Origin of the sequence: Micromonospora sp. DT233 (assembly GCF_049841815.1) — a bacterium.
In the GTDB taxonomy this organism is placed as follows: Bacteria; Actinomycetota; Actinomycetes; order Mycobacteriales; family Micromonosporaceae; genus Micromonospora.
Map to the genome: position 1 here is coordinate 24,782 of NZ_JBNCLB010000020.1, position 22,294 is coordinate 47,075.

The 22,294-nt window shown below is 71.3% G+C and carries 25 protein-coding genes; 8 read left to right on the forward strand and 17 right to left on the reverse strand.

Going from position 1 to position 22,294, the window contains the following annotated elements:
* Nucleotides 1–344: 344 nt before the first annotated feature.
* Entirely contained in the window at nucleotides 345–995 is a 651-nt protein-coding gene (locus ACLQ2V_RS26810; RefSeq protein ID WP_425721361.1) for a hypothetical protein, read from the forward strand.
* A gap of 147 nt (nucleotides 996–1,142) precedes the next feature.
* On the opposite strand, the gene ACLQ2V_RS26815 is transcribed toward ACLQ2V_RS26810, so the two are convergent.
* From ACLQ2V_RS26815 to ACLQ2V_RS26880, 14 genes are all read right to left on the reverse strand, one after another.
* Nucleotides 1,143–1,424, reverse strand: a complete 282-nt coding sequence (locus ACLQ2V_RS26815) for a hypothetical protein (protein WP_425721362.1) — start codon at nucleotides 1,422–1,424, stop codon at nucleotides 1,143–1,145.
* Between the two features lie 156 nt (nucleotides 1,425–1,580).
* Nucleotides 1,581–2,369 carry a hypothetical protein gene (locus tag ACLQ2V_RS26820; protein WP_425721363.1) on the reverse strand — a complete coding sequence of 263 codons (789 nt, stop codon included), beginning with the start codon at nucleotides 2,367–2,369 and terminating at the stop codon, nucleotides 1,581–1,583.
* Between the two features lie 171 nt (nucleotides 2,370–2,540).
* A complete protein-coding gene (locus tag ACLQ2V_RS26825; RefSeq protein ID WP_425721364.1) occupies nucleotides 2,541–2,921 on the reverse strand; it encodes a hypothetical protein in 381 nt (126 codons plus the stop codon).
* Entirely contained in the window at nucleotides 2,918–3,103 is a 186-nt protein-coding gene (locus ACLQ2V_RS26830) for a hypothetical protein (RefSeq protein ID WP_425721365.1), read from the reverse strand. The genes ACLQ2V_RS26825 and ACLQ2V_RS26830 overlap by 4 nt, the downstream gene beginning before the upstream one ends.
* A gap of 327 nt (nucleotides 3,104–3,430) precedes the next feature.
* On the reverse strand, nucleotides 3,431–4,459 hold the full coding sequence (locus ACLQ2V_RS26835) for a zeta toxin family protein (protein WP_425721366.1): 1,029 nt from the start codon (nucleotides 4,457–4,459) through the stop codon (nucleotides 3,431–3,433).
* Nucleotides 4,459–4,752 (reverse strand): hypothetical protein, encoded by a 294-nt coding sequence (locus ACLQ2V_RS26840; RefSeq protein ID WP_425721367.1) that lies wholly within the window; start codon nucleotides 4,750–4,752, stop codon nucleotides 4,459–4,461. The genes ACLQ2V_RS26835 and ACLQ2V_RS26840 overlap by 1 nt, the downstream gene beginning before the upstream one ends.
* Before the next feature lie 78 nt (nucleotides 4,753–4,830).
* Nucleotides 4,831–5,328 (reverse strand): DUF4913 domain-containing protein, encoded by a 498-nt coding sequence (locus ACLQ2V_RS26845; protein ID WP_425721368.1) that lies wholly within the window; start codon nucleotides 5,326–5,328, stop codon nucleotides 4,831–4,833.
* Nucleotides 5,325–7,106: a type IV secretory system conjugative DNA transfer family protein gene (locus ACLQ2V_RS26850; RefSeq protein WP_425721369.1), complete on the reverse strand. Its 1,782-nt coding sequence runs from the start codon at nucleotides 7,104–7,106 to the stop codon at nucleotides 5,325–5,327. Before ACLQ2V_RS26850 ends, ACLQ2V_RS26845 begins: the two co-directional genes overlap by 4 nt.
* Nucleotides 7,103–8,587, reverse strand: a complete 1,485-nt coding sequence (locus ACLQ2V_RS26855; RefSeq protein ID WP_425721370.1) for an ATP/GTP-binding protein — start codon at nucleotides 8,585–8,587, stop codon at nucleotides 7,103–7,105. Before ACLQ2V_RS26855 ends, ACLQ2V_RS26850 begins: the two co-directional genes overlap by 4 nt.
* A 10-nt stretch (nucleotides 8,588–8,597) precedes the next feature.
* The gene (locus tag ACLQ2V_RS26860) at nucleotides 8,598–10,067 is read right to left on the reverse strand and encodes an SCO6880 family protein (protein WP_425721371.1); all 1,470 of its coding nucleotides are present in this window, start codon (nucleotides 10,065–10,067) and stop codon (nucleotides 8,598–8,600) included.
* Nucleotides 10,064–11,149 carry a hypothetical protein gene (locus ACLQ2V_RS26865; RefSeq protein ID WP_425721372.1) on the reverse strand — a complete coding sequence of 362 codons (1,086 nt, stop codon included), beginning with the start codon at nucleotides 11,147–11,149 and terminating at the stop codon, nucleotides 10,064–10,066. The genes ACLQ2V_RS26860 and ACLQ2V_RS26865 overlap by 4 nt, the downstream gene beginning before the upstream one ends.
* A 182-nt stretch (nucleotides 11,150–11,331) precedes the next feature.
* Nucleotides 11,332–12,075, reverse strand: coding sequence for a hypothetical protein (locus ACLQ2V_RS26870; protein WP_425721373.1), 744 nt, complete (start codon nucleotides 12,073–12,075; stop codon nucleotides 11,332–11,334).
* Nucleotides 12,076–12,084: 9 nt separating this feature from the next.
* A complete protein-coding gene (locus ACLQ2V_RS26875; protein WP_425721374.1) occupies nucleotides 12,085–12,375 on the reverse strand; it encodes a hypothetical protein in 291 nt (96 codons plus the stop codon).
* Entirely contained in the window at nucleotides 12,375–12,713 is a 339-nt protein-coding gene (locus ACLQ2V_RS26880) for a hypothetical protein (RefSeq protein WP_425721375.1), read from the reverse strand. Before ACLQ2V_RS26880 ends, ACLQ2V_RS26875 begins: the two co-directional genes overlap by 1 nt.
* Before the next feature lie 430 nt (nucleotides 12,714–13,143).
* Here ACLQ2V_RS26880 and ACLQ2V_RS26885 point away from each other — a divergent pair, with 430 nt between their 5' ends.
* On the forward strand, nucleotides 13,144–13,644 hold the full coding sequence (locus ACLQ2V_RS26885; RefSeq protein WP_425721376.1) for a hypothetical protein: 501 nt from the start codon (nucleotides 13,144–13,146) through the stop codon (nucleotides 13,642–13,644).
* Between the two features lie 26 nt (nucleotides 13,645–13,670).
* On the forward strand, nucleotides 13,671–14,777 hold the full coding sequence (locus ACLQ2V_RS26890) for a M23 family metallopeptidase (RefSeq protein WP_425721397.1): 1,107 nt from the start codon (nucleotides 13,671–13,673) through the stop codon (nucleotides 14,775–14,777).
* 68 nt (nucleotides 14,778–14,845) lie between these two features.
* On the opposite strand, the gene ACLQ2V_RS26895 is transcribed toward ACLQ2V_RS26890, so the two are convergent.
* Nucleotides 14,846–15,175 (reverse strand): hypothetical protein, encoded by a 330-nt coding sequence (locus ACLQ2V_RS26895; RefSeq protein WP_425721377.1) that lies wholly within the window; start codon nucleotides 15,173–15,175, stop codon nucleotides 14,846–14,848.
* Between the two features lie 430 nt (nucleotides 15,176–15,605).
* On the opposite strand from ACLQ2V_RS26895, the gene mobC reads away from it, so the two are divergent.
* From mobC to ACLQ2V_RS26920, 5 genes are all read left to right on the forward strand, one after another.
* A complete protein-coding gene (gene mobC / locus ACLQ2V_RS26900) occupies nucleotides 15,606–15,965 on the forward strand; it encodes a plasmid mobilization relaxosome protein MobC (protein ID WP_425721378.1) in 360 nt (119 codons plus the stop codon).
* Nucleotides 15,965–17,461 (forward strand): relaxase/mobilization nuclease domain-containing protein, encoded by a 1,497-nt coding sequence (locus ACLQ2V_RS26905; protein ID WP_425721379.1) that lies wholly within the window; start codon nucleotides 15,965–15,967, stop codon nucleotides 17,459–17,461. The genes mobC and ACLQ2V_RS26905 overlap by 1 nt, the downstream gene beginning before the upstream one ends.
* Before the next feature lie 16 nt (nucleotides 17,462–17,477).
* The gene (locus ACLQ2V_RS26910; RefSeq protein ID WP_425721380.1) at nucleotides 17,478–18,680 is read left to right on the forward strand and encodes a hypothetical protein; all 1,203 of its coding nucleotides are present in this window, start codon (nucleotides 17,478–17,480) and stop codon (nucleotides 18,678–18,680) included.
* Nucleotides 18,681–18,763: 83 nt separating this feature from the next.
* Nucleotides 18,764–20,257: a hypothetical protein gene (locus ACLQ2V_RS26915; protein WP_425721381.1), complete on the forward strand. Its 1,494-nt coding sequence runs from the start codon at nucleotides 18,764–18,766 to the stop codon at nucleotides 20,255–20,257.
* Nucleotides 20,254–20,904, forward strand: a complete 651-nt coding sequence (locus tag ACLQ2V_RS26920; RefSeq protein ID WP_425721382.1) for a hypothetical protein — start codon at nucleotides 20,254–20,256, stop codon at nucleotides 20,902–20,904. The genes ACLQ2V_RS26915 and ACLQ2V_RS26920 overlap by 4 nt, the downstream gene beginning before the upstream one ends.
* A 130-nt stretch (nucleotides 20,905–21,034) precedes the next feature.
* On the opposite strand, the gene ACLQ2V_RS26925 is transcribed toward ACLQ2V_RS26920, so the two are convergent.
* Together ACLQ2V_RS26925 and ACLQ2V_RS26930 are read right to left on the reverse strand one after the other, a co-directional pair.
* The gene (locus ACLQ2V_RS26925; RefSeq protein ID WP_425721383.1) at nucleotides 21,035–21,349 is read right to left on the reverse strand and encodes a hypothetical protein; all 315 of its coding nucleotides are present in this window, start codon (nucleotides 21,347–21,349) and stop codon (nucleotides 21,035–21,037) included.
* Complete coding sequence (locus ACLQ2V_RS26930; protein WP_425721384.1) at nucleotides 21,346–21,630, reverse strand: hypothetical protein; 285 nt, start codon at nucleotides 21,628–21,630, stop codon at nucleotides 21,346–21,348. The genes ACLQ2V_RS26925 and ACLQ2V_RS26930 overlap by 4 nt, the downstream gene beginning before the upstream one ends.
* Nucleotides 21,631–22,294: the final 664 nt, after the last annotated feature.

Consider the following 22,294-nt stretch of genomic DNA (forward strand, 5'->3'; position numbering starts at 1 on the left):
GATGGCCGCCTGGAGGTGCACGGAGGCACCGCGGCCACCTCGACCGCAGTGAGATGGCGACGTAGCTCGAAGGTCTTGCCGAAGCCACCCGTCAACACGAGCAGAGACGTGGGTGGGCAGCAAAAAAGGCGGCACCGTTCATCGGCTCCGCCTCGACTTGGGCTCCGTCTGAAATTTTGGGCGCGATGCACCTACTGGCAGGAAGTGTGACACGGAAACGCATACTCGTCCAGCGCCTTCTGGCGATACTCGTGTTTGCGCAGCTCAAAGCCAACATGGTGAGTTCCGCCAAGCCGCATCACACCGACCGAAAAGCCGGATAGCGACAACTAGTGTTGTCGTCTGTGGACCAGACCCGCCAAAAGCTGTTCGAGCTGACCATGCGCCGTGCCGCCGAGCTGCTCGCCTCACACGGCGTCGCCCGGACCGCCAGCTCCAATCCGTTGTTCGACAGTCCGCAGGACGAGCGCCGGGCCCACGCCCTGGCCGTCCTGCAGACCTGCCGTGAGCTGACCGCACAGCTCGAGCGACTATCCGAGGACGCGGCGCGGCAAGCCCACCGGGCACAGGCGAGCTACGCCGAGATCGGTGCCGCCCGCGGTGTCAGCCGCCAAGCCGCCCGGCAAGCAGCAGTCCGGCACGAGCAGCGCTTCCAGGCCCAACAGGCCGCCTATCGAACGGCCCGCCGCAGCGCACTGGACGACGACGAGTGGGAGGACCGGGAACACCAGCGGCTCGTGCAGGAGGAACGCGACGAGCGCTGGCCACCCCGGTCGTGGCAGTACCGGGCACCGGCCGGCTACCGCACCGTCACCCTCATCGACGGCCCCGCAAAGGATCACACCTTTCGGGTCCCCGTCGGCGACGACGCCTTCCCGTTCATCGACCGCTACCAGGTCTTCGGACGGGCTCACGACCGGTACGCCAGATACACGGCCACCAAACCCGGTGCCGACCAGTACTCCTTCACCAGCGAATACTTCATCCGCTGGTGATAGGGCCGGTAGCCACCGGGCGCGGGCCCTGCGGCTTCCCGTGCTGATACGACTACAGCCCGGGTGCTGACGCATCTCCGGGCTGCGGGCACACTCCACCTAAGAGCTGGATGTGTGATGCGATTTTGCGCTCGGCACACGAGGGTGTCAACTCGGCGGGCTCGGCCGTCCCCACCTGCCGGTGCGCGCCGGTCCGCCCTTCGTACGACGGGTGATGGCTTCCACGTGCGCGACCTGGTCGAAGCAATACCAGGTAGTGCCTCGACCCCGGCCGGGCACATGGTGGCGGGGCAAGAGGCCGTGGAGGGGATCTGCGGGGTTGGCAGCCCGACGCGCCCAGTCCCGTACCCGATCAGCGGTGACGTCGGGGCCAAGATGCTCAGCGATCTCGGCGGCAGTGCCGTACTCGCGGCCAGCGATCCAGATCATGCACCCACCGTATTCATTCTTCTGATGTTCCCCGTCGCCCATCAGAGGGTGATCGTTGACCGGGCCCCGGTGACCCGTCACCGGAGCGCGCCTGTCAGGTGGCGATCCTGCTTGCTTCGGGAACCGGGAACGCATGTTCTACACGGGGGGTGCTGATCAGGGATCAGCTGAGGATGAGGCGACGGCCTGCGACTCCTGCTCGGCGCCACGACTGCCGCGCCGGCTGAACCACCGGCGGATGCCGGCACGGGTCAGCAGCCCTACTCCAGCCAGCGCGACGATGACCCCTAGCAGCCAGCTGACGACCTTCCAGGTGCCCGAGCCGACCTGCTTGGCGGCGTTGGCCGCAGTCTGCTCGACCGTGAGGCCGATGGTCACCGACTGGCGTGTCACCAGATCAGCGTCGCTGCCGGCCACCTTCAAGCTCACCGTGGCGCTGAGGAAGTACCGGCCGGGCTTGGCGGCGCGCACGTACCAAGTCCAGCTGGCATAGTCAGTGGGGCTGACCAACGGTTGGGTCTCGTCCTCCGCGTTCGAGAGGTCTTTGATCGTCACCGCGTCATCGGCTGCGGCCAGCGTGACGCCGACCCGGCCGCCGAGCTTCACCGTCTTGGCCGGCAGGGCCGGCATCGTGGCGGGCGAGGCGCCGGGGCCCTGGTCTTCGGTAGGGGTGGCGCACACCGGGTCGCTGTTTGCCTGCCCACAGATGACGACGGTGACGGGAAACCACGTGGCGACCCTCTCCACCCGGTCGGTCCGGGCGTAGAGGTCTCCGTCGAAGAGACTGCGTCGGTCGTTCGCCAGGTCCGCCTGGTAGGTGAACTGGTTCGACACCTCGGGGTTTGGGCCGGGCTGCGGGCCGTTGACGGTCGCAACGGCGACCACCGTCGCGCCGATGGTGATACCGGCTGACGCAACCGACACAATTGTGCTGATCTGGGACAAGCTGTGGGCGTGGTCACGGAAGTAGGGGGCCGTGGTGGCAGCGAAGAGGGATACCCCGGTGCGTCTGCGCCGCCTCCGATCCTGCGGGCGGTTCGTATGCGACGGCATGAGCACCTCCAGGCTGCCGAGTCGCAGTCCAGTGTGACCGGCCGGCGCACCCTCGTGCGCGGGTCAAATCGGGATGATCGGCCCGCCGCCGGCGAGACCGGCATATAGGCCGGGCTGCGCGGTCAGCACGTACCCGCCAGCGTCCACGGCCGCGAGCAGCGCGCTCGCGGCGTCGGCACGGCCCACCGTTTCGCAGGTGACGGCGAGGGCCCGCCAGCTGAACGGGTCGATGGTCAGGACCACGACGGCCGGATGGTTCTCCAGCAGTTCGAGCCGGTCCTGGTCGGCGGCGCGGTATGCCTCGGCGAGGCACAGCACCGGCAGGCCGACGAGGCACTCCTCGTCTGCGACTTCGGCGATCACCTCGCCGACGTGGATCGACTCGTGGCAGAACGCGAGGATTGCGGAGGTGTCGAGGACGATCCGGACCGGCCGGTCGTTCACGCGGCGCGGGCGGGAAGGCCGATCTGGGCGCGCAGTTCGTCGCGTAGCTCGGGGGTCCACCGCTGGTCGGCCGCGCGGAGCCGCGCCCGGGCGCGGGCCTTGCCCTCTGGGGTTACGACGATGCCGGCTGCGGCGAGTACGTCGTCGCTGCGGGTGTCGGTCTCCGGGCTCTGGCTGGCCATGAACGCAGGATACCCCCCGGACGTGACCAGCAGTCACCCACGACGCGGGTGGCCCCGGACCAACAGGTGATCCGGGGCCGCTGGTGCTGGTGGGTCAGGAGGTGCAGGCTGCGGGCGCCCACTCCGGGAGGGGGTCGGGCTCCGGGGCAGGTGCTTCGCGGCGTGGACCCCGGTGAGGGCTTGGCCGAGGGCGCGAGGGGAGGTGTTCGTCCGGGTGGTGGCCGTCCCGTGCCCGCCGCCGAACGCACACCGCGACCACCACAGCTGGATCTGCCGCTGGTGCTCGTCGACGACATACCACTCCATCGGTCCTGCGGAATCTCTGAGTCAGCGCCCGGGTTCCTCGCCTCTGGAGGCCTCGCGGCTCGCCCTCGGGGGCGTGGGCTCGGCGTCGTGCTCTGCCGGCTGCCGAGGTAGGGACTGACGGGTGTTGGTCGGGAAGGCCCGCGCGGCCACCGTGATTCCGGGAGAGACGTCGGTAATCTGAGGTAGCGGGGTCTGCGCGTCGGCGAGGGGTGCCGCGAGCCGGACGATGTCCCGGAGCTCTCCGTGCCACTCGGAGCCCATCTTGTCGGTGAGCTGCTTGACCGTTGCCGCGAACGCCTTGGTCGCCTCTGGGGTCCACGGCCGCTGGCGCTCAAAGTCGATGGCCGCGGCGGTGCCCGCGGGCCAGCGCCACGAGCCGGCGGCGTCGAGGTAGTTGATGTGCAGCTGGTGGTTGCCGCGGCGGTAGACGGCGGCGACGTCGACCACCCGATCCTGGTCGATCGCCTCGGCGGCCTGGCGAACACCCTGGTAGGAGGCGTCGTGGTTGTCCCGAGCGGTCAACCTGCCGTGGCCGAGCTTCTGGACCTGGTCGTGATAGCGGTGGACGATGCCGAGTCGGCTGAGCGGCTCGGGTACCGCCATGATCGCGGCCTCCACCCGGTAGCCGGCCGCGCGGAACATCGCCGCAGGTTCCAAGAAGTCTCCGGGGTCCCGCATCGTCGTTTCGATGATCGTGTCGACTTGCCGGTCGATGAGGTACTGCTCGGCGGCTGCCATCCACCGGCGTCCGTCCATGCTGGTGTACGGCGCGGCATTTCGGTCGTCTTCGCGCAGCAGTCTGCTGTACTCCGGGTGGTAGGGCTTGTAGAAGTCGGAGTTGACCACGATCGCGCCACCACGCTGATCGAGTTCACGCTTGACCGACTCGGTGGTCATGGTCTTGCCCGCGCCGGGCTGCCCGGCGACGAAGACCACCACCGGCTGGTCTTGGGAGACCCCGTGGGCGAGTTCCTCCGGCGCGATCTCCTCGCGGAAGATGCGCTGCGACTGCTCCTCGGTGAGCAGGTAGCGTCTCGGGTCGATCGGCATCAGGCAGCGCGCCAACGGAGTTGCTCGGCCAGGGCGCGGTAGTGCTGCGTGGTGGCGGCGACCGCTTGATGGTCGGTCGGTCGCAGCTCGTTACGTGCGGCGATGCACTGCTTCCGCAGGTTGATCAGCTCTGCTACCGCGGCGTCGTTGTCCTGCTGCCGGGCGGCGGCGATCAGCGGGGTGATGGCGGCGGCCGCCTGGCTGATCGCCTCGATGGCGACCTCGTAGGAGACGGACTCAGTCGGGTCCCACTCGAACTGGCGCAGGTTGGCCAGCGCGGACTGTTCGGGCACGGCTCGTACCTCCTAGTCACTCAGGGTCAGAATCTCGGAGATGATCAAGGTGTAGCGGGTGCGGGTGATGCCGCGGAATTAGAGGCTATCGGCGTCGGGGAGCTGCGCGATCACCTCCGGTGGTGCCGGCTCGACGGGCAGCGGACGGGGCTCGGTGTGCTTGTCCGGGCGACACCGGCTGAAAGGCCCGTACTCGGCGGCGAGCGCGGCGAGGTGGGGATCGAGGTGGTCGCGCCACCAGATACTCATGCCGGTCTGCGGGTCGCTGATCCGTAGCGTTTCCCAGGCCCGCCAGAGGGCGTACAGGCGGGAGATCGCTTCCGGGTGCGCCCACCACCGGGGGCACCAGTTCACCCCTGAGGTCGGCCCAGTGGCGAGGCGCCGCTCGACGACGTGGGCGAGGTAGTTCCCGACGAACGCCTCGACGTTGCGGTAGGCCGGCTCCGGTGCGGCGTCGTCGCCGGCTGGCGGTGTGGCGGCCGGCGGCGTCACGTCCGGGTCGCCGGCGAGTTGGCCGAGCAGGGCGCTGAGGTCGGCTACTGGGTCACCGGCCGGTCCGGGCTGGGGCAGGGTCATGGGGTTGGCTCCGGCGGGGCGTAGTCGGGGGTGAGGGTCCAGTCGCTGCGGCCATGGGGGTCCCAGCGGGCGATCGAGGCGCGGATCGCGGTGGCGTACGGCCCGTCCTGCCAGGGAGCGGTGCGGGCGAGGGCCGGCGGGGCCCCGGAGGCGTAGACGACCATCCGGCCGCGTGGGAGGGCGTGCAGGTCGGAGACGTCGAGGATGCGCTGGCGGCGGGTGGCGTGCGAGACCGACCGCTGGCCCCACCCGGACCCGCTGCTGCTGGTCGAGCGGGTGGTGACGTCGTGCTCGCCAATCAGCTTGGAAAGTTCTTCGAGCCAGTCGGGGTCGGCGACGCCGCCGCCGTAGGTGCGCACGTTCGCCGCCGACCAGAGTTTGCGCATGCCCTCGCGGCCCCACACGTCGACGCCTTGGGGATAGGACTGCAGGATCGTGATGATCGGTAGGCCGTGCGAGCCGTAGTAGGAGTAGAGGCTGGGGAGTTGGCGCAGGCGGCAGATGTTGGCGGCCTCGTCGAGGATGCTCAGTAGCGGCGGGTCCAGGCGCCGGCCGGCCGAGGCCCGGGCACGCAGCTCGCCGGCGCGCAGCACCGCGTCGGTGAGGGCTGCGACCAGCGGGGCGGGGGAGCCGGGGCCGCCCTGGGAGAGCAGGTAGAGCACGTCGGTGGACGTCACGAACGCGGCCGGGTCGAACTCGAGCACCCCACCGCGGGCGGGTGGGGTGACCCAGGCGGTGACGGCGGGCTCGGTGAGGCACATGAGCATCTTCTGGGCACCGGCGTAGATGCCGCCGCGGGTCTTGTCGGGCATGTTGACCACCCCGGAGACCGCGTCGGCGGGCAGGGCGAAGCCGTGCTCGCGCAGCAGCATCGCCGGTTCGTCGTCGCGCGGGCTGACCGCCCACCGGTACGCGGCGAGGATGTCCCGTGCGGAGCAGGCGGCGGCCAGCAGCAGGTTCGCCACCAGTTCCTCGCTGGAGGGGTCGAAGAAGGCGTCGCGGCTGACGCCGGGCTCCCGCTCGGCGGAGGCGAAGTGCTCGGCGAGGCGGCGGGCGTCGGTGATGGTGGCCACGGTGCGCAGCGGGTTCCACCACATGCCCTGCTCGGTGCCGAGGATGTGCTGCGGGTCGAACGCCCACACCTGGCCCCGGGCGGCACGCAGGTCGCGGGTGGCGTCGACGATGTCGCCCTTGACGCTGGTGACGAGGGTCGGGCCGGGGGCGGCGACGATGGCGGGGATGGCCCGGCAGGTGGTCTTGCCGGTGCGGGGACCCCAGATGTCGACGGCCATGTCCTCCCAGGATTGGCGCAGTGGCATCCCGCCGGCGACGGTGGTGGCGATCAGGACGCCGAGTTGGTCGGGGTCGGGCCGGTCGACGTTGGCGAGGCTGGGCCGCAGCCGTCGGCCGCTGTCGGCGATGCCTGCCGGCCCGAGATGCGCGAGGTCGGCACGGGTGGCCATCTTGCGGGCGGCGGGGTCGACGCGGGTACGCCGCCGGCGGTTCCACCGCCATGTCGCCGCAGCGGCGGCGGCCAGCGCCGCCACGCCGGTCACCTCGACGAGGGCGACGACGGTGCAGGCGGTGGTCCAGGTGATGTCGCCGTGCAGCACCGCGGCGGCGACCCGGATCGGTCCGCCGCCGGTGTAGCCGGGTGGGTGGGTGATTATGACCGGCAGCCACGTGGCGCTGGCCACGGTCAGGGCCAGCGCGGCGAGTCCGCCGGCGAGCAGGCCGGCGTCGTCGTGGCCGCCGCGCGGGCCGGCGGGGCGGCTCACGACATCGTCCAGCGGAAGTCGGTGTTGCCGAGCTTCTTTTCGGTTTCGGTGGGTTCCAGGTGCACCGGGATGCCCGGTCGGGAACCAACCTTGATGAGGAAGTTGCCCCGGCCGACGGTCTCGCTGCCCTCGGTGGCCGTCCATGACGGCGGCGCCGACCAGGACAGCACCTCCCGTCGCTCGGCCTGCGACAGCGGCCGGACCCGGGAGACGGAGTCCAGCTCCTGCTCGGAGCAGGGACCGATCATCAGCACCGCCGAGCGTTCGGCGAAGCCCCGGGCCTTGGCCCGGTCGTGGGCGGTGGGCAGCGCTTCCAAGTCGGCCAGGGAGTGGGTGATGAAGGCGGTGCCGGTGCCCTTCTGCCGGTTGAGCCGGGTCAGGCCGTCGGCGCGGTCGACCAGGCCGTGGCCGACGCGCAGCGCCCGCCACAGCTCGTCGAGGACGGTGAAGAACGTCCGGGGTGGGGCCAGACCGAGGTCGGCCATCAGGTGCGCGGCTTCCACCTGGGCGAAGCCGTAGGACCAGGTGGACAGCAGGGTCGCGGCGGTGCGCAGTTCGTCGGTGTCGTCGATGCTGGAGATGTCCACGCAGACGGCGGGGGTGTCGAGCCGGATCGCGGTGGTGGTCTGCCCTTCGAAGGTGTCTCCGAGGGGACCGTGCAGCAGGGCCAGCAGGGTCCGGCGCAGCCCGTTGGTTTCCTCGCGGAAGCGGGGCAGATCCTGCTGCTCCTGCCAGAGGGTGACCGCGCGGACCTCCGGTGGGGCGTCGTGGATGACGCGCAGGACGTCGGAGAGCACGGGCTGGGTGTCGGTCTCGCGGTCGGCGAGGTAGCGCAGCGCGGCGGACAGGACGGTGGTCTCGTCGGAGCTGACGGGCCCGCGGCGTACGAGGGTGGCCAGGGCGACCAGCATGTTCAGCCGCCGGTCGGTGACTGCGGAGCGCACGACGGCGCCGGTGCGCTCGTCGACGCGGTGGAGGACCTGCCGCCATGGGCCGGCGTCGAGGGGGTTGATCCGGTCCAGACCGGGCCCGACGCGCAGGACCTGACCGCCGAGGGCGCGGACGAGCTCGGCGTAGTCGGGTTTGAGGTCGCCGAGGATCAGCGGGGTGACACCCTGGGCGGTCAGGCCGAGGACCATCCGCCGTACGGCAGTGGACTTGCCCATGCCGGGCTCGCCCTCGATCCACACCGATGGGTTGTTGATGAGTCGGGCTCGGGTGTACCAGGAGATGGGGTCGAAGCACACGGCCGAGCCGGTGTAGAGGTGCCGGCCGACCGGCACGCCGATCATCGGAGTGGACGCGCCGGTGCCGAAGGGGAACAGGCCGCACACCTGCACGGTGGTGCCCCGGTACTCCGTGGGCGGCTCGATGTAGGACCAGGCGCCGCCGCCGGGCCCGGTGTAGCCGAGCCGGCCGGGCCGGCGGCCGGCTGGTCGACGCGGTGGGGGAGAGGGGCTGTCGCGGGTACTGACGGTCATGCCGGCGTCCTCAGAAGGGGATGGTGGCGTGAGTGGGCAGGACCACGCCGGCGGGCAGGCCGGCGGCGAACCCGGCGGCTTGGCAGCCGTACATCGGGCGTAGCACCAGGCGAGCCTCGCCGGCGCGGGCCCGGATGATGCCGCTGGCCTCGTCGAGCTGGGTGTCGTCGGCGACGGTGGCGGTGACCAGCACGGTGAAGCGCGTGACCCCGGCGCCGGTGGCTTCCTCCTCGGCGGCTTGGTCGGCGGCGGCCAGGTCGGTGAGGTCGCGGGCGCTGGGCCGGTGCTTCTTGCTGGCCAGGAACCGGGCGTCGCGCTTGTCGGCCTCGACCAGCCGAGCCGCCTCGCCCGGGGAGTACGGCCGGTAGAGCATGGTGACGCGCTTACGCAGCAACTGCGGGTCCGGGTCGGTCAGCCGGGAGAACAGCCGGGAGTACACCACGCCGCGCGGGGCCTCGGCCATGCACCAGGTGCGGGAGATTCCGGAATCGTGCCGGTAGGAATCCCAGCTCTCCCGGGTGGCCACGGGCCCGGCTTGCGGCCAGTCGGGGGTGAGGTGCGGGCCTCGGGCCAGGTCCAGGGCGGCGGCGGGGTCGTACGCGGCGCGGACCACCCCGGCAAGGCTGCGGGCGGACATCGGCACGATGCCCGCGCCGGTCGCGCCGGTCAGCCCGGCATGCAGGTGCGGCAGCCGGGCGGCGACCTCACGGCACACATCCTCGTGGGACATCGACCGGCCGGGTGGCGCGGTGTAGGTCAGCGACACCCGGGTATCCACGGTCGCCGACCCGGCCGGGTAGGACTGGACGACGTCGTCGAGCACCTGCAGGGCCAGCGCGGGCGCGTCGGGCCGGGCGGTGCTGGCCACCTCGGCGGCCAGTCGGGTACCCGGGTCCGGGGTCGTTTCGACGGTGACCTGAGCCTGGACCAGATGCGGCTCGCGGGACAGCGCCGACAGCCACGACGCCAGGTGCCCGACGCGGGCATCGATGACAGCCTGGTCAACCAGGTCCATTCCCTCGGGGGCGCACCGCAAGGTGACGGTGTAGTGCCGGCTCTGCGGCACCACGACGACCGCGACGACCCCGGAACGGCCGGTCTCCACCTCGTACACCTCGGAGCGGGCCAGCACCCCGGGCAGTTGGTGGGCGGCGGCGACCCGGGACGCGACCCCGGAGACGTAGACGTGGTGACGACGCGAGCGAGCCAGCCACCACGCCACCCGGGCGGTGATGACCTGGAATCCGGTACGCCCGTTGACGCGGATCGCCAGCGGCGCGAGGACCAGCAGACCGGTCACGGCGGTGACCAGTGCCGCCGCCGTGGATACCGGCAGCAGCGCGGCGGCTGACACCATCACCAGGAACGCCGCGATCGTGCCGACCGGTCCGAGCCCGAACAGCCCGGCTCCTCGCCCCAACCGCCAGTTGCCGTAGGTGCGCTGCTGTTCCACCGTCTGCTCCCGCACCCCGGTGCTCATCCGCTCTCACCTTCGACCGCTCCGGACGCTGTCCCGCCGACCTTGCGCACCGCCGCAGGCCCGGCCTTGGCCACCTTCTCTGCGGCCACGGCGGCGATGCCGATGGGCCCGGCAGCAGCAGCGCCTGCTCCCGCCGCCCCCGCGCCGGCGCCAGCCCCGCCTCCGGCGGCGCCCGCTCCCGCCGTTCCGGCACCCGCTCCCGCTGCTTGCGACCCGGCGCCGCCGGTGCTGCCGGAGGCGGCCGACCCGGAACCTGCTCCGCCGCCGGACGGCCGCGGGTACGGAGGATCGCTGGGGTTTGCCCCGACCGGGCGCCCCTGACCACCACCGGATTGCTTACCGTTTCCGCCTCCGCTGCCGCCACCCGAGCCGGCCAGTCGCACCGCACCGGAGGCGACCTGTCCGAGGGCGGACCCAGTAGCCATCGCCACTCCCCCCGCACCGCCGCTGGACAGCGTCGCCACCGCGGGGGCGATGAGCCGCATCAGGGCGGGCAGCGCGACGATGGCCATGCAGAACCCGACCAGACCGGTCAGGACGTCGGTGAGGCTCTTGCCTTCGCCGATGAGCCAGAACACCGTGGCGTAGATCGTGGCCGCCGCTGGCTTGTACAGCACCAGCGCGAGCAGCCAGGCGAGGTAGCGGTTGCGCCACTGTCCGCCTACCGCGCCGGCTAGTGGTAGCAACCCGGACAGCGCTAGCAGCCCGACATTGCTGGCCAGCAGTATGAGGAGCTGCGTCAACGCCGCTAGGACGATCATGAGGGCGATGCCGATGGTCATCAGTGCGGTCAGGGCGTTGATTTGGGCGGCTGGCGCGAACTGCATGAACCGCTTGCCGAGGTTGCCGTTCGCGGAGCCGGTGAGGATCCAGTCGGCGTAATGGTCGCCGATATACAGCAGCGAACTCACGGCTGGCACCCCGGCGCCGGCGAGCAGCATCAGCAGCAGCAGGTTCTTGCCGAGCGTGCCCGCCTCGCGGCCGTTGCGTTCCAGCGCCAGTTTGATCGCCGCGACCAGCACTGAGCCGACGGCGACCGCGAGGACCGCCCACCAGGTGTACGCACGAAGATGCTGCACCACCCCCGACTCCTCGGACACCCCAGGGGTGGGGACGGTCAGCCACCCGGTGACCAGGGCCCTGATTACCTCTGCCGCCGCCTCGGACGACTGCTCGGCGAGCTCCTCAAGAAACCGGCTGGCAGTCCCCTCCGCGATCTGACCGGGAATGCACGTCGGGTCAGCGATCGGGATGCACTGGGGCACTAGCGCGGGCCCCACTCAACGACACCAACCAGGTCGGTGGTTATGCGGTTCAGTGAGGTCCACATCCCGCCGGGCGGGGCGACCATCCGCCAGTCCCCGTCACGCCAATGCAATGTCAGTGACAGCACGTGGTAACGCGGGGTGCCGACGGACGGTGCGCGGAAGGTCAGCCCGATGACGGCAGTGTCCGGTGTGTAGGACTGGTAGCTGAAGCCGGCGATCTGGCTGAGCGATCCGGGTTCTGCCTGCGTGTAGCCTGCATTTCGCAGCACATCCAGGAGCCGGTCGCGGTCCGGGCCGGGCTCGAACTGCTGCGAGATCGTCGGCTCCCATGACTCGCGGCCGGAGGAAAACCCAGCGCGGGTGCTCAGCTGTGCGGCCGCGATCAGCGCACCTTCGGGAGTGTGTGCATAACCGGCGGCCGTCCCGCCGGTGACCTGCTTCGGGCCTGCGGTGCTGCTGACTGGTACAGGGAGCGATCCGACCAGTTCCCACCGCACCCCGGTTGGTGCGGTGGTCGGCACCGCCGTGGGCAGTGACTGCTCCGGGCTGCGCTCCGCCGGCGTCGTGCCGGCCGGCGGCGCACCGGTGGTGTCGGTGTCGTCGTCGCTGCCGGGCGGAGATACCGCGACGATGATTCCCGTGATGACGACGATCAGCATCAGCGCCGCAGCGGCGATGAAGCCTGGCCGAGTCCATGGCGGTCGGTCGGCGAAGTCCTGGGGCGCGGATGAGCGCGACATGGGGTTCTCCTAGATCAGCGCGGAAACCAGCGAGGACGCGCTGCCGATGAGCACGCAGGCGGCGAAGACCCAGCCGAGCTGGGAGACGTTCGTGTCGTCGCCGCGGCGGTGCGAAATGGCCATCTTCGCCGCCGTGTAGAGCACACCGCCCACGCAGGCGGTGGTAGCCAGGTAGGCCACCCATCTGAGGACCGTGAGGATCTTGACACCAACGCCGGGTGGGGCTTCCCCGCTGCCCGGGTTCGGCACCGGAGTGGGAGCTGCGGCCTGGAGCTGATTCAGGTAGTCGATCAGGGTCATCATGTGCCTTCTCCGGGTGTGTGCAGCTTTTGCCAGATCGCGGTGCGTAGCGTTTCGATGTCGGGTGAGGCGCCGATGTCACGCGGGTCGTCGGCGGCGAGCAGCGCGTCGATCCAGCCGACACGCCAGATCGCCGGCACCCATCCGCGCAGCAGGTGCAGCCGTTCGGTGGCGATGCGTGGGGGGCGGCGCGGGGACGCGGCGACGGCGACCACTCCGAGCACCCGGGTCCGGGCGGACATGCCCGAGCGGCGGCGCCACTGCTCGACCGCGCCGGTCGCGGCCCAGGTGCCGGAAGCAGACGCGCGGCATACCAGGACGACGTGGGTCGGCGGCATCGCCGGCGACACCGCTGGCCATTTGCGGCTGTCGAAGTCCAGTCCAAAGCCGACGAGTTGCGCCAGGGTGCTGGTGCCGGCGCCGCCGTGACAGCCGACCCACCAGACGGGGGGCCAGGCCGGGAGATCCGATGGAATCGCGGCGAAGGGCAGCTCGGGAGCGGGCCCTGGACGTGTCCGCGTCCTAGCCGCAGCGGCTGACCTCATTGACGCTTGCACCTGCACGCGTCGCTACTACTCGTCATCCGATGCCTCCCCCATGTTTCAAGGTCACCGACGAGGACCAGACAGTAGCACCGCGTTTCCAAATGGATCTATGGTGATTGCTCTGCCGCAATAGGACGCGGAAGGCACCACGGGGGGGCGTCGAATGGCACGCAGAGCCTGTCTATCTCTCTGTGTCGGGGGGTGGGATCGTGTTGGGCTTGGCGTGGTCGTTGCCGCGACGGTGCTGGCGGGGTGTGCGCCCACGGCAGATCGGGATACGCCGGTCGGGCAGGACGCCAGCCCGGTGTACCCGCCGGCGGTCGTAGGTGACGCATTCACCACGCCGAGCGCGGAGCCGCCGGGTCGAGACGATCACGATCACGGTGCGAAGGCCGTCGCGCCGCCCCCGCCGGCTCAGGCGGTCCGGGTGGCGGCGGCGTTTGCGACGGCTTGGGCGCGCCCCGACCTGCCGGCGTCGGCGTGGTTGCGGGGGGTGGCGGCGACGAGCGACGAGGGGTTCACGCGGTCGCTGCGTACCGTGGATCCATCGCGGGTTCCGGCCACTCGGGTGACGGGACGCCCGGTGGCCAAGCAGGTGCCCCGGGGCGGCAAGGCGGTGTTTGAGGTGCCCACCGACACCGGCACGCTGACGGTCTGGCTCGCCGGGGTGGACGGCCGATGGGTGGTCACCGACAACGACTTCCGTCGGACGGTCAATCAGTGAATCGTCGTGCGCTCACAGCCGGCGTGATGGTGCTGGCGGTCGTCGTGTTGTTGTGCGGCGGCATGGTCGGGTTGCCGTTGATGATGTTCGGGCTGGCTCGCGCCGAGGCGGAAGCATGTGAACTTCCGTCGGTGCCTGGCTCACCGGTGCCCGGGGTCGGCTCGTGGGGCAGTGCCGAGACGACGAACGCCGCCGCGATCGTCGCCGTCGGGCGGCAGCGTCATGTGCCACCGCGGGGTTACGTCGTTGCGCTGGCGACCGCGATGCAGGAGTCCACGTTGCGGAACCTGGCCAACGCCAACGTGCCCGAGTCGCTGACCCTGCCGCACGAGGGCGTGGGCCGGGACCACGACTCGGTGGGGTTGTTCCAGCAGCGGCCCGGATGGGGCAGCGTGCGTGAGCGGATGACGCCCAGCTACGCGGCGGGGAAGTTCTACGAGGCGTTGCTGCGGGTCGACGGCTGGCAGCGGATGCGGCTGACCGACGCGGCGCAGGCGGTGCAGCGTTCCGGTCTGCCGGAGGCCTACCAGAAGTGGGAGGACGACGCTGAGCGGCTCGCCGCGCTCGTGCTCGGCCTGCCGAACATCGACGACATCGGCGGGGGCGCGCCGACGGCTCCGTGCGGTGCCGATGATCTCGGCCCGGTGCCCGTCGGTCCGGGCGGTTGGGTGCAGCCGATCCGGGCGCCCGTCGGCAGCGCCTTCGGTCCTCGGGGCGGGAGCTTCCACGCGGGCGTGGACATGTCGAAGGCCGACGTGCGGGGCGATGCGATCCGCGCGGCTGCGGTCGGCGTGGTGGAGCAGGTCAAGTGCGACTGGTACACCACGTGCGACCACGACGGCAACACCAGTCAGCGCGGATGCGGCTGGTACGTCGACATCCGGCATCCGGGCAACATCGTCACCCGCTACTGCCACCTGATCCAGCGACCCGAGGTGTCCATCGGTCAGCAGGTCGCTGCCGGCACGGTCATCGGCTTCGTCGGCACCAGCGGCGGCAGCTCCGGACCGCACCTGCACTTCGAGGTGCACCGTGACGTTCCGGCCGGACCGTTCCACGCCAACCGCGACAACGCCGTCGACCCGGTGCCGTTCATGCGCGCTCAGGGCGCCCCGTTGGGGCCGGGCACGTGAGCCGGACACACACGGCGGCCTTCCCCACCGCAGCGCGGGAGGCCGTCGTGCCAGCACCGATGCCCTGGCTACGGCTGGCCGGCCTCGTCGTGTGCCGCTACCTGCTCACCGGGCGTGGAGGGCGTCGCGGGTCGCGGCGCGCGACGACGTCGGCCCGGGCCGGGCTCTGGTGCGTCCAGGCCGAGCCTGGCCAGCTCGTCCTCAGTCCAGCCGCCCTGCACAGCCGCCGCATACCGCTCGGCGTACCGGGTGCTGGCCTCGTGCAGAGCCCCGGCGAGTTGGTCACGCTCATGCCGCGCTGTGGCTGCCTCACCGACCAGGTTGGCGCGCTCGCGCAGCAGTTGCAGCGCCGCCCTTTCGGTCTCGCTGCGAACGGCCTTGGCACTCTGTTCGGCCATGATGTCCTCCCCCGGATGACTCAGTGGTGGCTGTGGACGCCGAGCTTAGCGGTCAAGATCGATACATGCGGTACCGCTTCTCCGCCCTTGACGTTGGGCGGCCCTTGTGTCGCCGGAGCCAGGTGGTTCCGGGGGCCAGCCCCCGGACCCCCGGACCGCCACCCGCCGCAAAAGGTTGGGTCCGTGGTGGTCCGGCTAGAAGGCCGCGCTGCCGGGTCCGCGCCGCCGGCACCAACCCCGGGCGCCGTCGGAGCAAGTTGGAGTAAAAGTCAGACTTTTGGTCAGACGGGCCGCGTGGCGGCCGGGCAGATTAGGGCGGCGTCGGCGCGCCGGGAGGGTGGTCGACGTGGCTGATTCGCCGCAGGTCGGTGTGGTCCGTTTCGGTGCCAGTCAGCGCCGCAGGCGTGCCCACACTGACGATGATCCGCGCGTGCACCGGGTGACTGTGCGGCTGTCCGAGACGGAGCTGGCGGCGGTCGAGGCGAATGCGGCGGCGGCCCGGATGGCCACCTCGGCGTATCTGGCTGAGGCCGGTTCGGCGCCGCTCGTGCCCGCCCCGGCCGGGCCGGGTGAGGGCGGGGAGGTAGGCCCGTTGCTGGTCGAGTTGATGGGTGTGCACCGGCAGGTGCGGGGCGCGGCGACCAACCTCAACCAGGCGGTGGCGCGGCTGCATTCGACCGGGGAGCCGGCCGGGGACCTGGCCGCAGCGACGGCGTACCTGGCGCGGGTCGCGGCCCACGTCGACGAGCTCGTAACGGCGATCGCCGCCGCCCAGACCGGTCGACGCTGATGATCCCGAAGGTCACCTACGGCACCCGGGTCCGGGGCTTGCTGGAGTATCTGTGGGGCCCGGGAAAGGCCGAGGAACACATCAACCCGCACCTGGTCGCCGGGTACGACGACGCGTCGCTGCTGACTCCCGGCCGGCACGACCGTGACGGCGAGCGGTGGTCCCTGGACGAGTTGGCGGCGCGGTTGGACGCGCCGCAGATCGCCGCCGGCGAGCGCGGGGTGAAGCAATACGTGTGGCAGTGCTCGTTAAGCCTCCCGGCCCAGGAGGGGCAGCTCGACGACGCGACGTGGGGCCGCATCGCGGGCCGGTTCGTGGCCGAGATGGGCTTCACCGGCAGCCCTGATCGGGCCGGGTGTAGGTGGATCGCAGTGCGGCACGGACTGTCAGCGCGCGGCAACGACCACGTGCACCTGGTCGTCACCCTCGCCACCGAGGACGGGGCTCCGGTGTGGCTGCGGCAGGACAAGCGGCGCAGTCAGCAGGTCGCCGACCTCATCGAGGACGAGTTCGGGCTGGGCAAGTGGACACCCGGTCGGGCGGGGGCGACCCGGCGTCCGGAGCTGACTCGGCCCGAGGTGGAGCGGGCCCGGCGCGTCGACCAGGCGCCGGACCGGGAGCTGCTGCGCCGTCAGGTCCGGGCCGCGCTCGCCGGTGCCACCAGCGAGGCCGAGTGGGTCGCGCGGATGCGGGGCGCGGGTCTGCTGGTCGCTGCGCGCACCGCGGCGACGGACCGGGACCAGGTGGTCGGGTACGCCGTGGCGCTACGGCCAGCCGGTGCCAGTGAGCCGCGCTGGTATGCCGGTCGCAGCCTGGACGGTGACCTGAGCCTGCCCCAGATCCGGAAGCGGTGGCCCGACGCGCCGCCACCGCTGGCAGCGCAGTGGAAGGCGGCGGATTCCGCAGAATCGACCACCCTGCTCGGTGTGGACCGGATGGCGGTGTGGCGGTCGTCGGCCGCCGCCCTGGAGGCGATCAGCGGGCGGCTGGCCGGTGTCGCGCCGGGCTCGCCACAGTGGCCGGCGGCAGCTCGGGCCAGCGCCGAGTTGCTGGCGCGGGTCGCGGCCGTGACCGAGCCGTCGGGGCGGGGCCCGGTGACGCGGGCGGCTGACGCACTGGCCCGCGCGGCGGCGCCACCGCGTCGCGCGCCGGCACCGGTGGCGTCGACGATCGCTGCCGAGCTGGGCCGGGTCGCCAACGCGCTGATGGTCACCGGGCCCGCCCGTGACGGCGGTGAGGCGGCGGTACTGGTCGCCGTGGTGGTGCAGGCGGCCCGGCTGGTGGTGGCGTTGGCCGAGCTGCGTGCGGCCGAGCAGCAGGCACACGCGGCAGGCGCGGCGGCCAGGGCAGCGGCGCACCTGATGCCGCTGCTCGCGCAGGGCGCGGTGCACGTCGACCGAGACGTTCCAGCCCCGCGCGTCGGGCGCGAGGAGCCGGATGCGATGCGGGCACGGGCCCGCGTCGACCCAGCGGTGGATCAGCAGACGCAGCGATGACAGACGGGGGACGGTAGTGGCCGACAACGAGATGGCCGAGATCCACCAGCGGGCGACCGCGGCGATGACCGCCGCGATCCAGGCCGCCGGCCAACTGGCCCAGGTTCTTATCGACGCCCGGATCGCGCAGCTGCAACGCGCCGCGCGGGCCAGCGAGGAACAGGCCCGGCAGATCCGCGCGCAGGCTCGCGCGGCACAGCAGGCCGACGCGGCGGTGTGGCGGCCGGCGACGCGGCCGGGGTGGTGGCGCACTGCGGGGACGGAGGACATCGCCCGGGTGTGGCGTGCCGCGTCGGCGTGGCAGCACGTTGACCCCCGGGCGCAGCAGGCTCGGCAGGTGGTGGTCGACCAGCTCGCCAAGAGGTCTGGCGAGCCGTCCGAGAAGCGGGAGCCGGCGCGGGAGCCGGACGGTATCGAGGTGCTTTCCGACGCCGTTGATCGGGCGGTGCGCGAGGCTACGGACCGGTCGAGCCGGCCGGCGATGTCCGCCGAGGCGGTGCGCGACAGACATGAGCGGATGGCCGCCGAGATCCGCAAGGCATGGCCGGCTGGACAGCGGGCCAACAGGGTGCTCGGGTGCGAGGCGTGGGGTGCTCTGGCGTACACGCTGGATCAGGCGCAGCAAGCTGGTCACGATGTGCAGCAGTTGCTGCGCGGTGTGCCCGGCTTCGTGGACCGGGCCCGAACCCCAGGGGCGTTCGCGTGCCGGGTGGTGCAGGACCAGCTCGACGGGCGAGTCGACCTCGGCACGGTGCGGATGGATCGCAGCCAGGGCAACGCTCAGGAACAGGCTCGCCCGGAGACGCCCGGCCCTGTGGTTTTGGCAGCCACCGAGCAGGCGGGGATTCGGCACGCGGGCGGTGTCAAGGGCGAGCATCTCCGCGCGGCGGCGGTCGCCTACTGGACTGAGCGAAAGGTGGCTGCGGAGCGGATCGACGGCGAGGGCACTTCGCTGGAGACAATCAAGCAGGTCACGCTTGCCGGCAACCAGCTTGCGGCCTACCGCGACCCGAAGGACACCATGCGGGTGTTCGGTGGGGAGCAGCCAGCGGACCGGGCGGGAATCCTGGCCCGAGTTGATCAAGCAACGATCGCCGCTCGGGCGTTTCCCGTCTCGACCCGAGATGCTGTGGCTGCTTCGCGGCCCGGGAGCGACGCAGCCGGGAATGCCTCTGCAGTGAAAGCCGTGGAAGCGGGGCTCGACTCGCCAAGCCGGTAGGCCTACCCGGGTGTCGGGCCGGTCTGGCACGCTAGGCGCCACGGTTACACAGGGCAATCTCGTCGTGGCGGAGGATCGCGGACGTGGAAGAACCGGAAGGCCGCCAGCGGCGGCTCGGGATGGGCGCGGTGGGGCAGCTGCTGGGCGTGCCCCGGCTGACCGTGTGGTGGTGGGTCAAGACTGGGAAGCTGACCGCGACTGGTGTCGACGATGGCCGCCTGTGGTGGTCCGAGGACGACGCCTACGAGTGGGCGCTGAGCCAGCGCGGCACCCGGTGGTCCGGGCGGGTGCCGGTCACGGCCTGGCCGCCGACGTCGTACAACACAACCTTCGACACCACCGTGGAGCTGCCTGGAGCGGTCGCGTTGCGCTGGCAGACCCGGCAGGGTCCGGTCCACCTGGTGTGGCCGCTGGCCACCGGCCGGCGACAACCGCACCGGGAGTGGGCCGAGCAGCTCGCCCCGCGCGGTGACGGCGCGGTCATCGTGGTGTCCGGCGGGTTCTCCCTGCGGCACGGCCCGGAACTCAAGGGCCTGCTGCCTGGCCTGCCGGAACGCACCTACCAACCGACCTGGCTCGACCTGTCCGGGGTGCTGGGCCAGCCGGTGCCGTGGTGGCCGTTCAACCTGCGGGACAAGCAGCTGCTGCTGGACTGGAAGCCGTCGACGGACGCCGTCACCGCGATGGCCGTTCCCGCGCTGGACACCGGCGCGCTGCTCATGATGGCCTCGACCTACCCGGAAACCCACCCGGCAGCCCGGGTGCTGGTCAACCTCGCACGTCTCGCACACGCCCAAGCCGCCGGCTCCGCCGAGCAGGACATCGAGATAGTGAAGAAGGCCCACCTGCCCGACGGGGTGTTGCACATCGCGGCCCGGCCCCTGCCGATGCCCGACGCTGACGACATCAAACCCACCCAGCGCCGCGCCGGCTGGCTCGACCTGCTCGCCCGCGCCGACGACCTCGCCCGCCGCTGCGTCCGCGAGGTCACCCGCTGGGACGCCGGCGCCGATTTGCCCTACAGCAGCCCACATCACATCGAGGAAATCGAGAGCACCTGGGCGTACAACTGGACGCAGCGGCTGATCCCCACCCAACGCACTGCCGCGTTCGAGCTACTCGCCCCGGCCGGGGAACCGGGTGACGCTTTGGTCGACCCCGACACCGACGCCCCGGTCTGGCGCAACGGCGGCGACTACACCGCCGCCATGCCCCAACGCCTGCCCGCGACCGCCCCGCTGGCCGAGCTGATCCTCGACGGACCGGTCTGGATCCGCACCGCCGACGGGAAGGTCTACCCCGCGCCCCGCGACTCCTACTACGGCATCAACTGGGGCTACGGCGGATCCGGCCCCGGCTCGCTGGCGCTGCTCGTCGACGCGCTGCTCGACGACATCAACGCCCAAGCCCCCGCCGACATCAACGGCGCACCCGAGGGCCTGGAGGCCCTGCTGTCCCGCAAACTGCCCGACCGCACCGTGCTCACCCGCGCTCAGCTGGAAGCCGCCCGCCGCGGAGAGCCGGTCATCATCGCCGTCGACGACGTCGACCAGGACGAAGACGGGGACGACGAATGAGCACCGACACCACCACGCCGGCGCGGCCGGCGCCGATCGAGGACACCGACGCCAGCTGGCCAGCGATGCTCAACGAATGGGCCGGTGACCTGTGGCGCCGTCTCCACCGCAGCCGCAACAGCGACGACTGGCCACCCGGCTGGCTCATCCCGGCCGTTGGCGTCGCAGGGGTGCTACTCGTCGCACTCCTGCTGTTCGGGCTCGTCCTCCCGCTGCTGCGCTGGGCCGGCCGTCTCCTCGTCGACACGGTCGACGGCGGCGTCGACTGGCTGCGGGATTGGAACCTCACCCGGATCGTCCTCGACCCGGTCCGGGACTACCTCACCGCCCACTCGGCCGGCCTGCCCGTTGACGCCGAGACGCTGTGGTGGACCTGGTGCGCCGCCGGCGTCTCCCTGTTCCTGCTCGCCACCTTCTGGCGGGCCGTGGCCGCCCGCCTCGGCTGGGTCCTGTTCGGCGCCGCCACCGCCGCGATGGTCTGGGCCACCACCACCGGCCCCGCCCGCACCACCACCGCCGGCATCGCCGTCCTCTGGTGGATCGCACTCAGCCTCTTCGCGCTCCGCCGCCCCTGGACCCAGCAACGCGTCACCGTTTACCTACCCGAGCTGCCCTGGCTTGCCCGCATCCTGCAACGACGCGAGTAGGCCTCCCAGTAGCGGCCGGCGAAAAACCAACGGCAACGCTGGTCAGAGCTGGTCCCGCAGGGTGGCGGGGCCGCTCGTACCGACGACCAGTTGACCAGCGTTACCGTTGAGGTCGGCGTCTGACATCGCCCTACGCGGCGGCGGGACGCTCCCGGCGGGCAACCTGGGCCAGCGCGCGGACGACGTCGGCGGGCCGCACGGTGATCGGCTCGTCGCCGGCGGCGTCGAGCGTGGCGTAGTGCGCCTCCACGATCTCCCGCAGGATCGCCCCCGGCTTCACGCCGCGATCCTCCGCGTCCTCCATCACCCGGCGGGCGATGTCGCTCGGGTACCGGGCGGACATGCTCACCTTCGTCGTCGGCGGCGTGTCGTCGACCACCGCGTCGGACCAGTCCCGGCTTTCCAGTGACTCCTGCGCCGCCCTGAGGTCATCTGCTCGGCTCATCGCCCGCCCCTCTCCATCAACTTGCGCAGCGGCTGCGCCTCGTCCTCGTCGAGCCACCGCGCCCCGACCACCACGTACTCGTCGTCGGTCTCCTCGATGAGCGCCACCGCCAGCAACCGCCCGTCCTGCACCGCGCCGACGACGTGCATCACCGCGCCGATGTGGCGCACGATCCGGGGCCGGGCGGCGGTGAGCACGTGTAGGGCCGCCTGCCAGCCGACGCCGACGCGGTCGAGCGCCTCATAGCTGGTGTACGAAAACCGGTACGGGTCTACCGACATGGGGAAAGTATACAAAAGCATACGTTGCTCGGAGTGGTTCCTGCCGGGGCAGCCGATTGAGTTCGGCGGCCGCGTCAACGCCGTGATTCTGAACCTCACCGGCACCCAGCTGCGGCAGCTGCGAGCAGCTGCACTACAACCCTGACCACAGACCCCTGGTCACAGGAGCTCGCCAGCCACCACGATGCCTGTCAACGCCTGCTACATCGACTGGAGCACCCCTTGGCCGACGGCGGCCCGGCCCCAGCTGGCGGCAATCGACGAGCAGCTGCACACCGACCTCGCCGACAACGCCCGGCTTGCCCAAGGCGCCGACGACTCCGGGGCTGAGGAAGAACGGAACGAGGAGGAGTCGCGATCATCCGGGGCACCCGCTAGTCAACAAGCGCACCGCGCCGCCGGAGTGAGGTTCAGCGCGACGAAGATCGGGCCCGTACCACCACGGGCGACAGCACGGTGTCGGCGACAGACGTCCGCGCAGAGCCGGGCCGATGTCAGTGACGCCACCGCGCCGCTAGCGGCCGCGGCACGTGCCACAGGGATGAACCACGTCGACCGCGCTCGCCCGGCAAACTCCCTACCGCGCGTCGCTAGGCGACGAATCATCCACGGGCGAGCGTCACTCGACAACACCTCATTTCCTCAAATGGCATCCCCTGATTGG

Bases quoted from the DNA above. Each gene is read 5' to 3' on its own strand.
- ACLQ2V_RS26815 (WP_425721362.1), bottom strand. From the start codon at position 1,424: ATGATCTGGATCGCTGGCCGCGAGTACGGCACTGCCGCCGAGATCGCT.
- ACLQ2V_RS26830 (WP_425721365.1), bottom strand. From the start codon at position 3,103: ATGGCCAGCCAGAGCCCGGAGACCGACACCCGCAGCGACGACGTACTC.
- ACLQ2V_RS26835 (WP_425721366.1), bottom strand. From the start codon at position 4,459: ATGCCGATCGACCCGAGACGCTACCTGCTCACCGAGGAGCAGTCGCAG.
- ACLQ2V_RS26845 (WP_425721368.1), bottom strand. From the start codon at position 5,328: ATGACCCTGCCCCAGCCCGGACCGGCCGGTGACCCAGTAGCCGACCTC.
- ACLQ2V_RS26855 (WP_425721370.1), bottom strand. From the start codon at position 8,587: ATGACCGTCAGTACCCGCGACAGCCCCTCTCCCCCACCGCGTCGACCA.
- ACLQ2V_RS26860 (WP_425721371.1), bottom strand. From the start codon at position 10,067: ATGAGCACCGGGGTGCGGGAGCAGACGGTGGAACAGCAGCGCACCTAC.
- ACLQ2V_RS26870 (WP_425721373.1), bottom strand. From the start codon at position 12,075: ATGTCGCGCTCATCCGCGCCCCAGGACTTCGCCGACCGACCGCCATGG.
- ACLQ2V_RS26875 (WP_425721374.1), bottom strand. From the start codon at position 12,375: ATGACCCTGATCGACTACCTGAATCAGCTCCAGGCCGCAGCTCCCACT.
- ACLQ2V_RS26880 (WP_425721375.1), bottom strand. From the start codon at position 12,713: ATGCCGCCGACCCACGTCGTCCTGGTATGCCGCGCGTCTGCTTCCGGC.
- ACLQ2V_RS26890 (WP_425721397.1), top strand. From the start codon at position 13,671: ATGGTGCTGGCGGTCGTCGTGTTGTTGTGCGGCGGCATGGTCGGGTTG.
- ACLQ2V_RS26895 (WP_425721377.1), bottom strand. From the start codon at position 15,175: ATGGCCGAACAGAGTGCCAAGGCCGTTCGCAGCGAGACCGAAAGGGCG.
- ACLQ2V_RS26905 (WP_425721379.1), top strand. From the start codon at position 15,965: ATGATCCCGAAGGTCACCTACGGCACCCGGGTCCGGGGCTTGCTGGAG.
- ACLQ2V_RS26920 (WP_425721382.1), top strand. From the start codon at position 20,254: ATGAGCACCGACACCACCACGCCGGCGCGGCCGGCGCCGATCGAGGAC.
- ACLQ2V_RS26925 (WP_425721383.1), bottom strand. From the start codon at position 21,349: ATGAGCCGAGCAGATGACCTCAGGGCGGCGCAGGAGTCACTGGAAAGC.
- ACLQ2V_RS26930 (WP_425721384.1), bottom strand. From the start codon at position 21,630: ATGTCGGTAGACCCGTACCGGTTTTCGTACACCAGCTATGAGGCGCTC.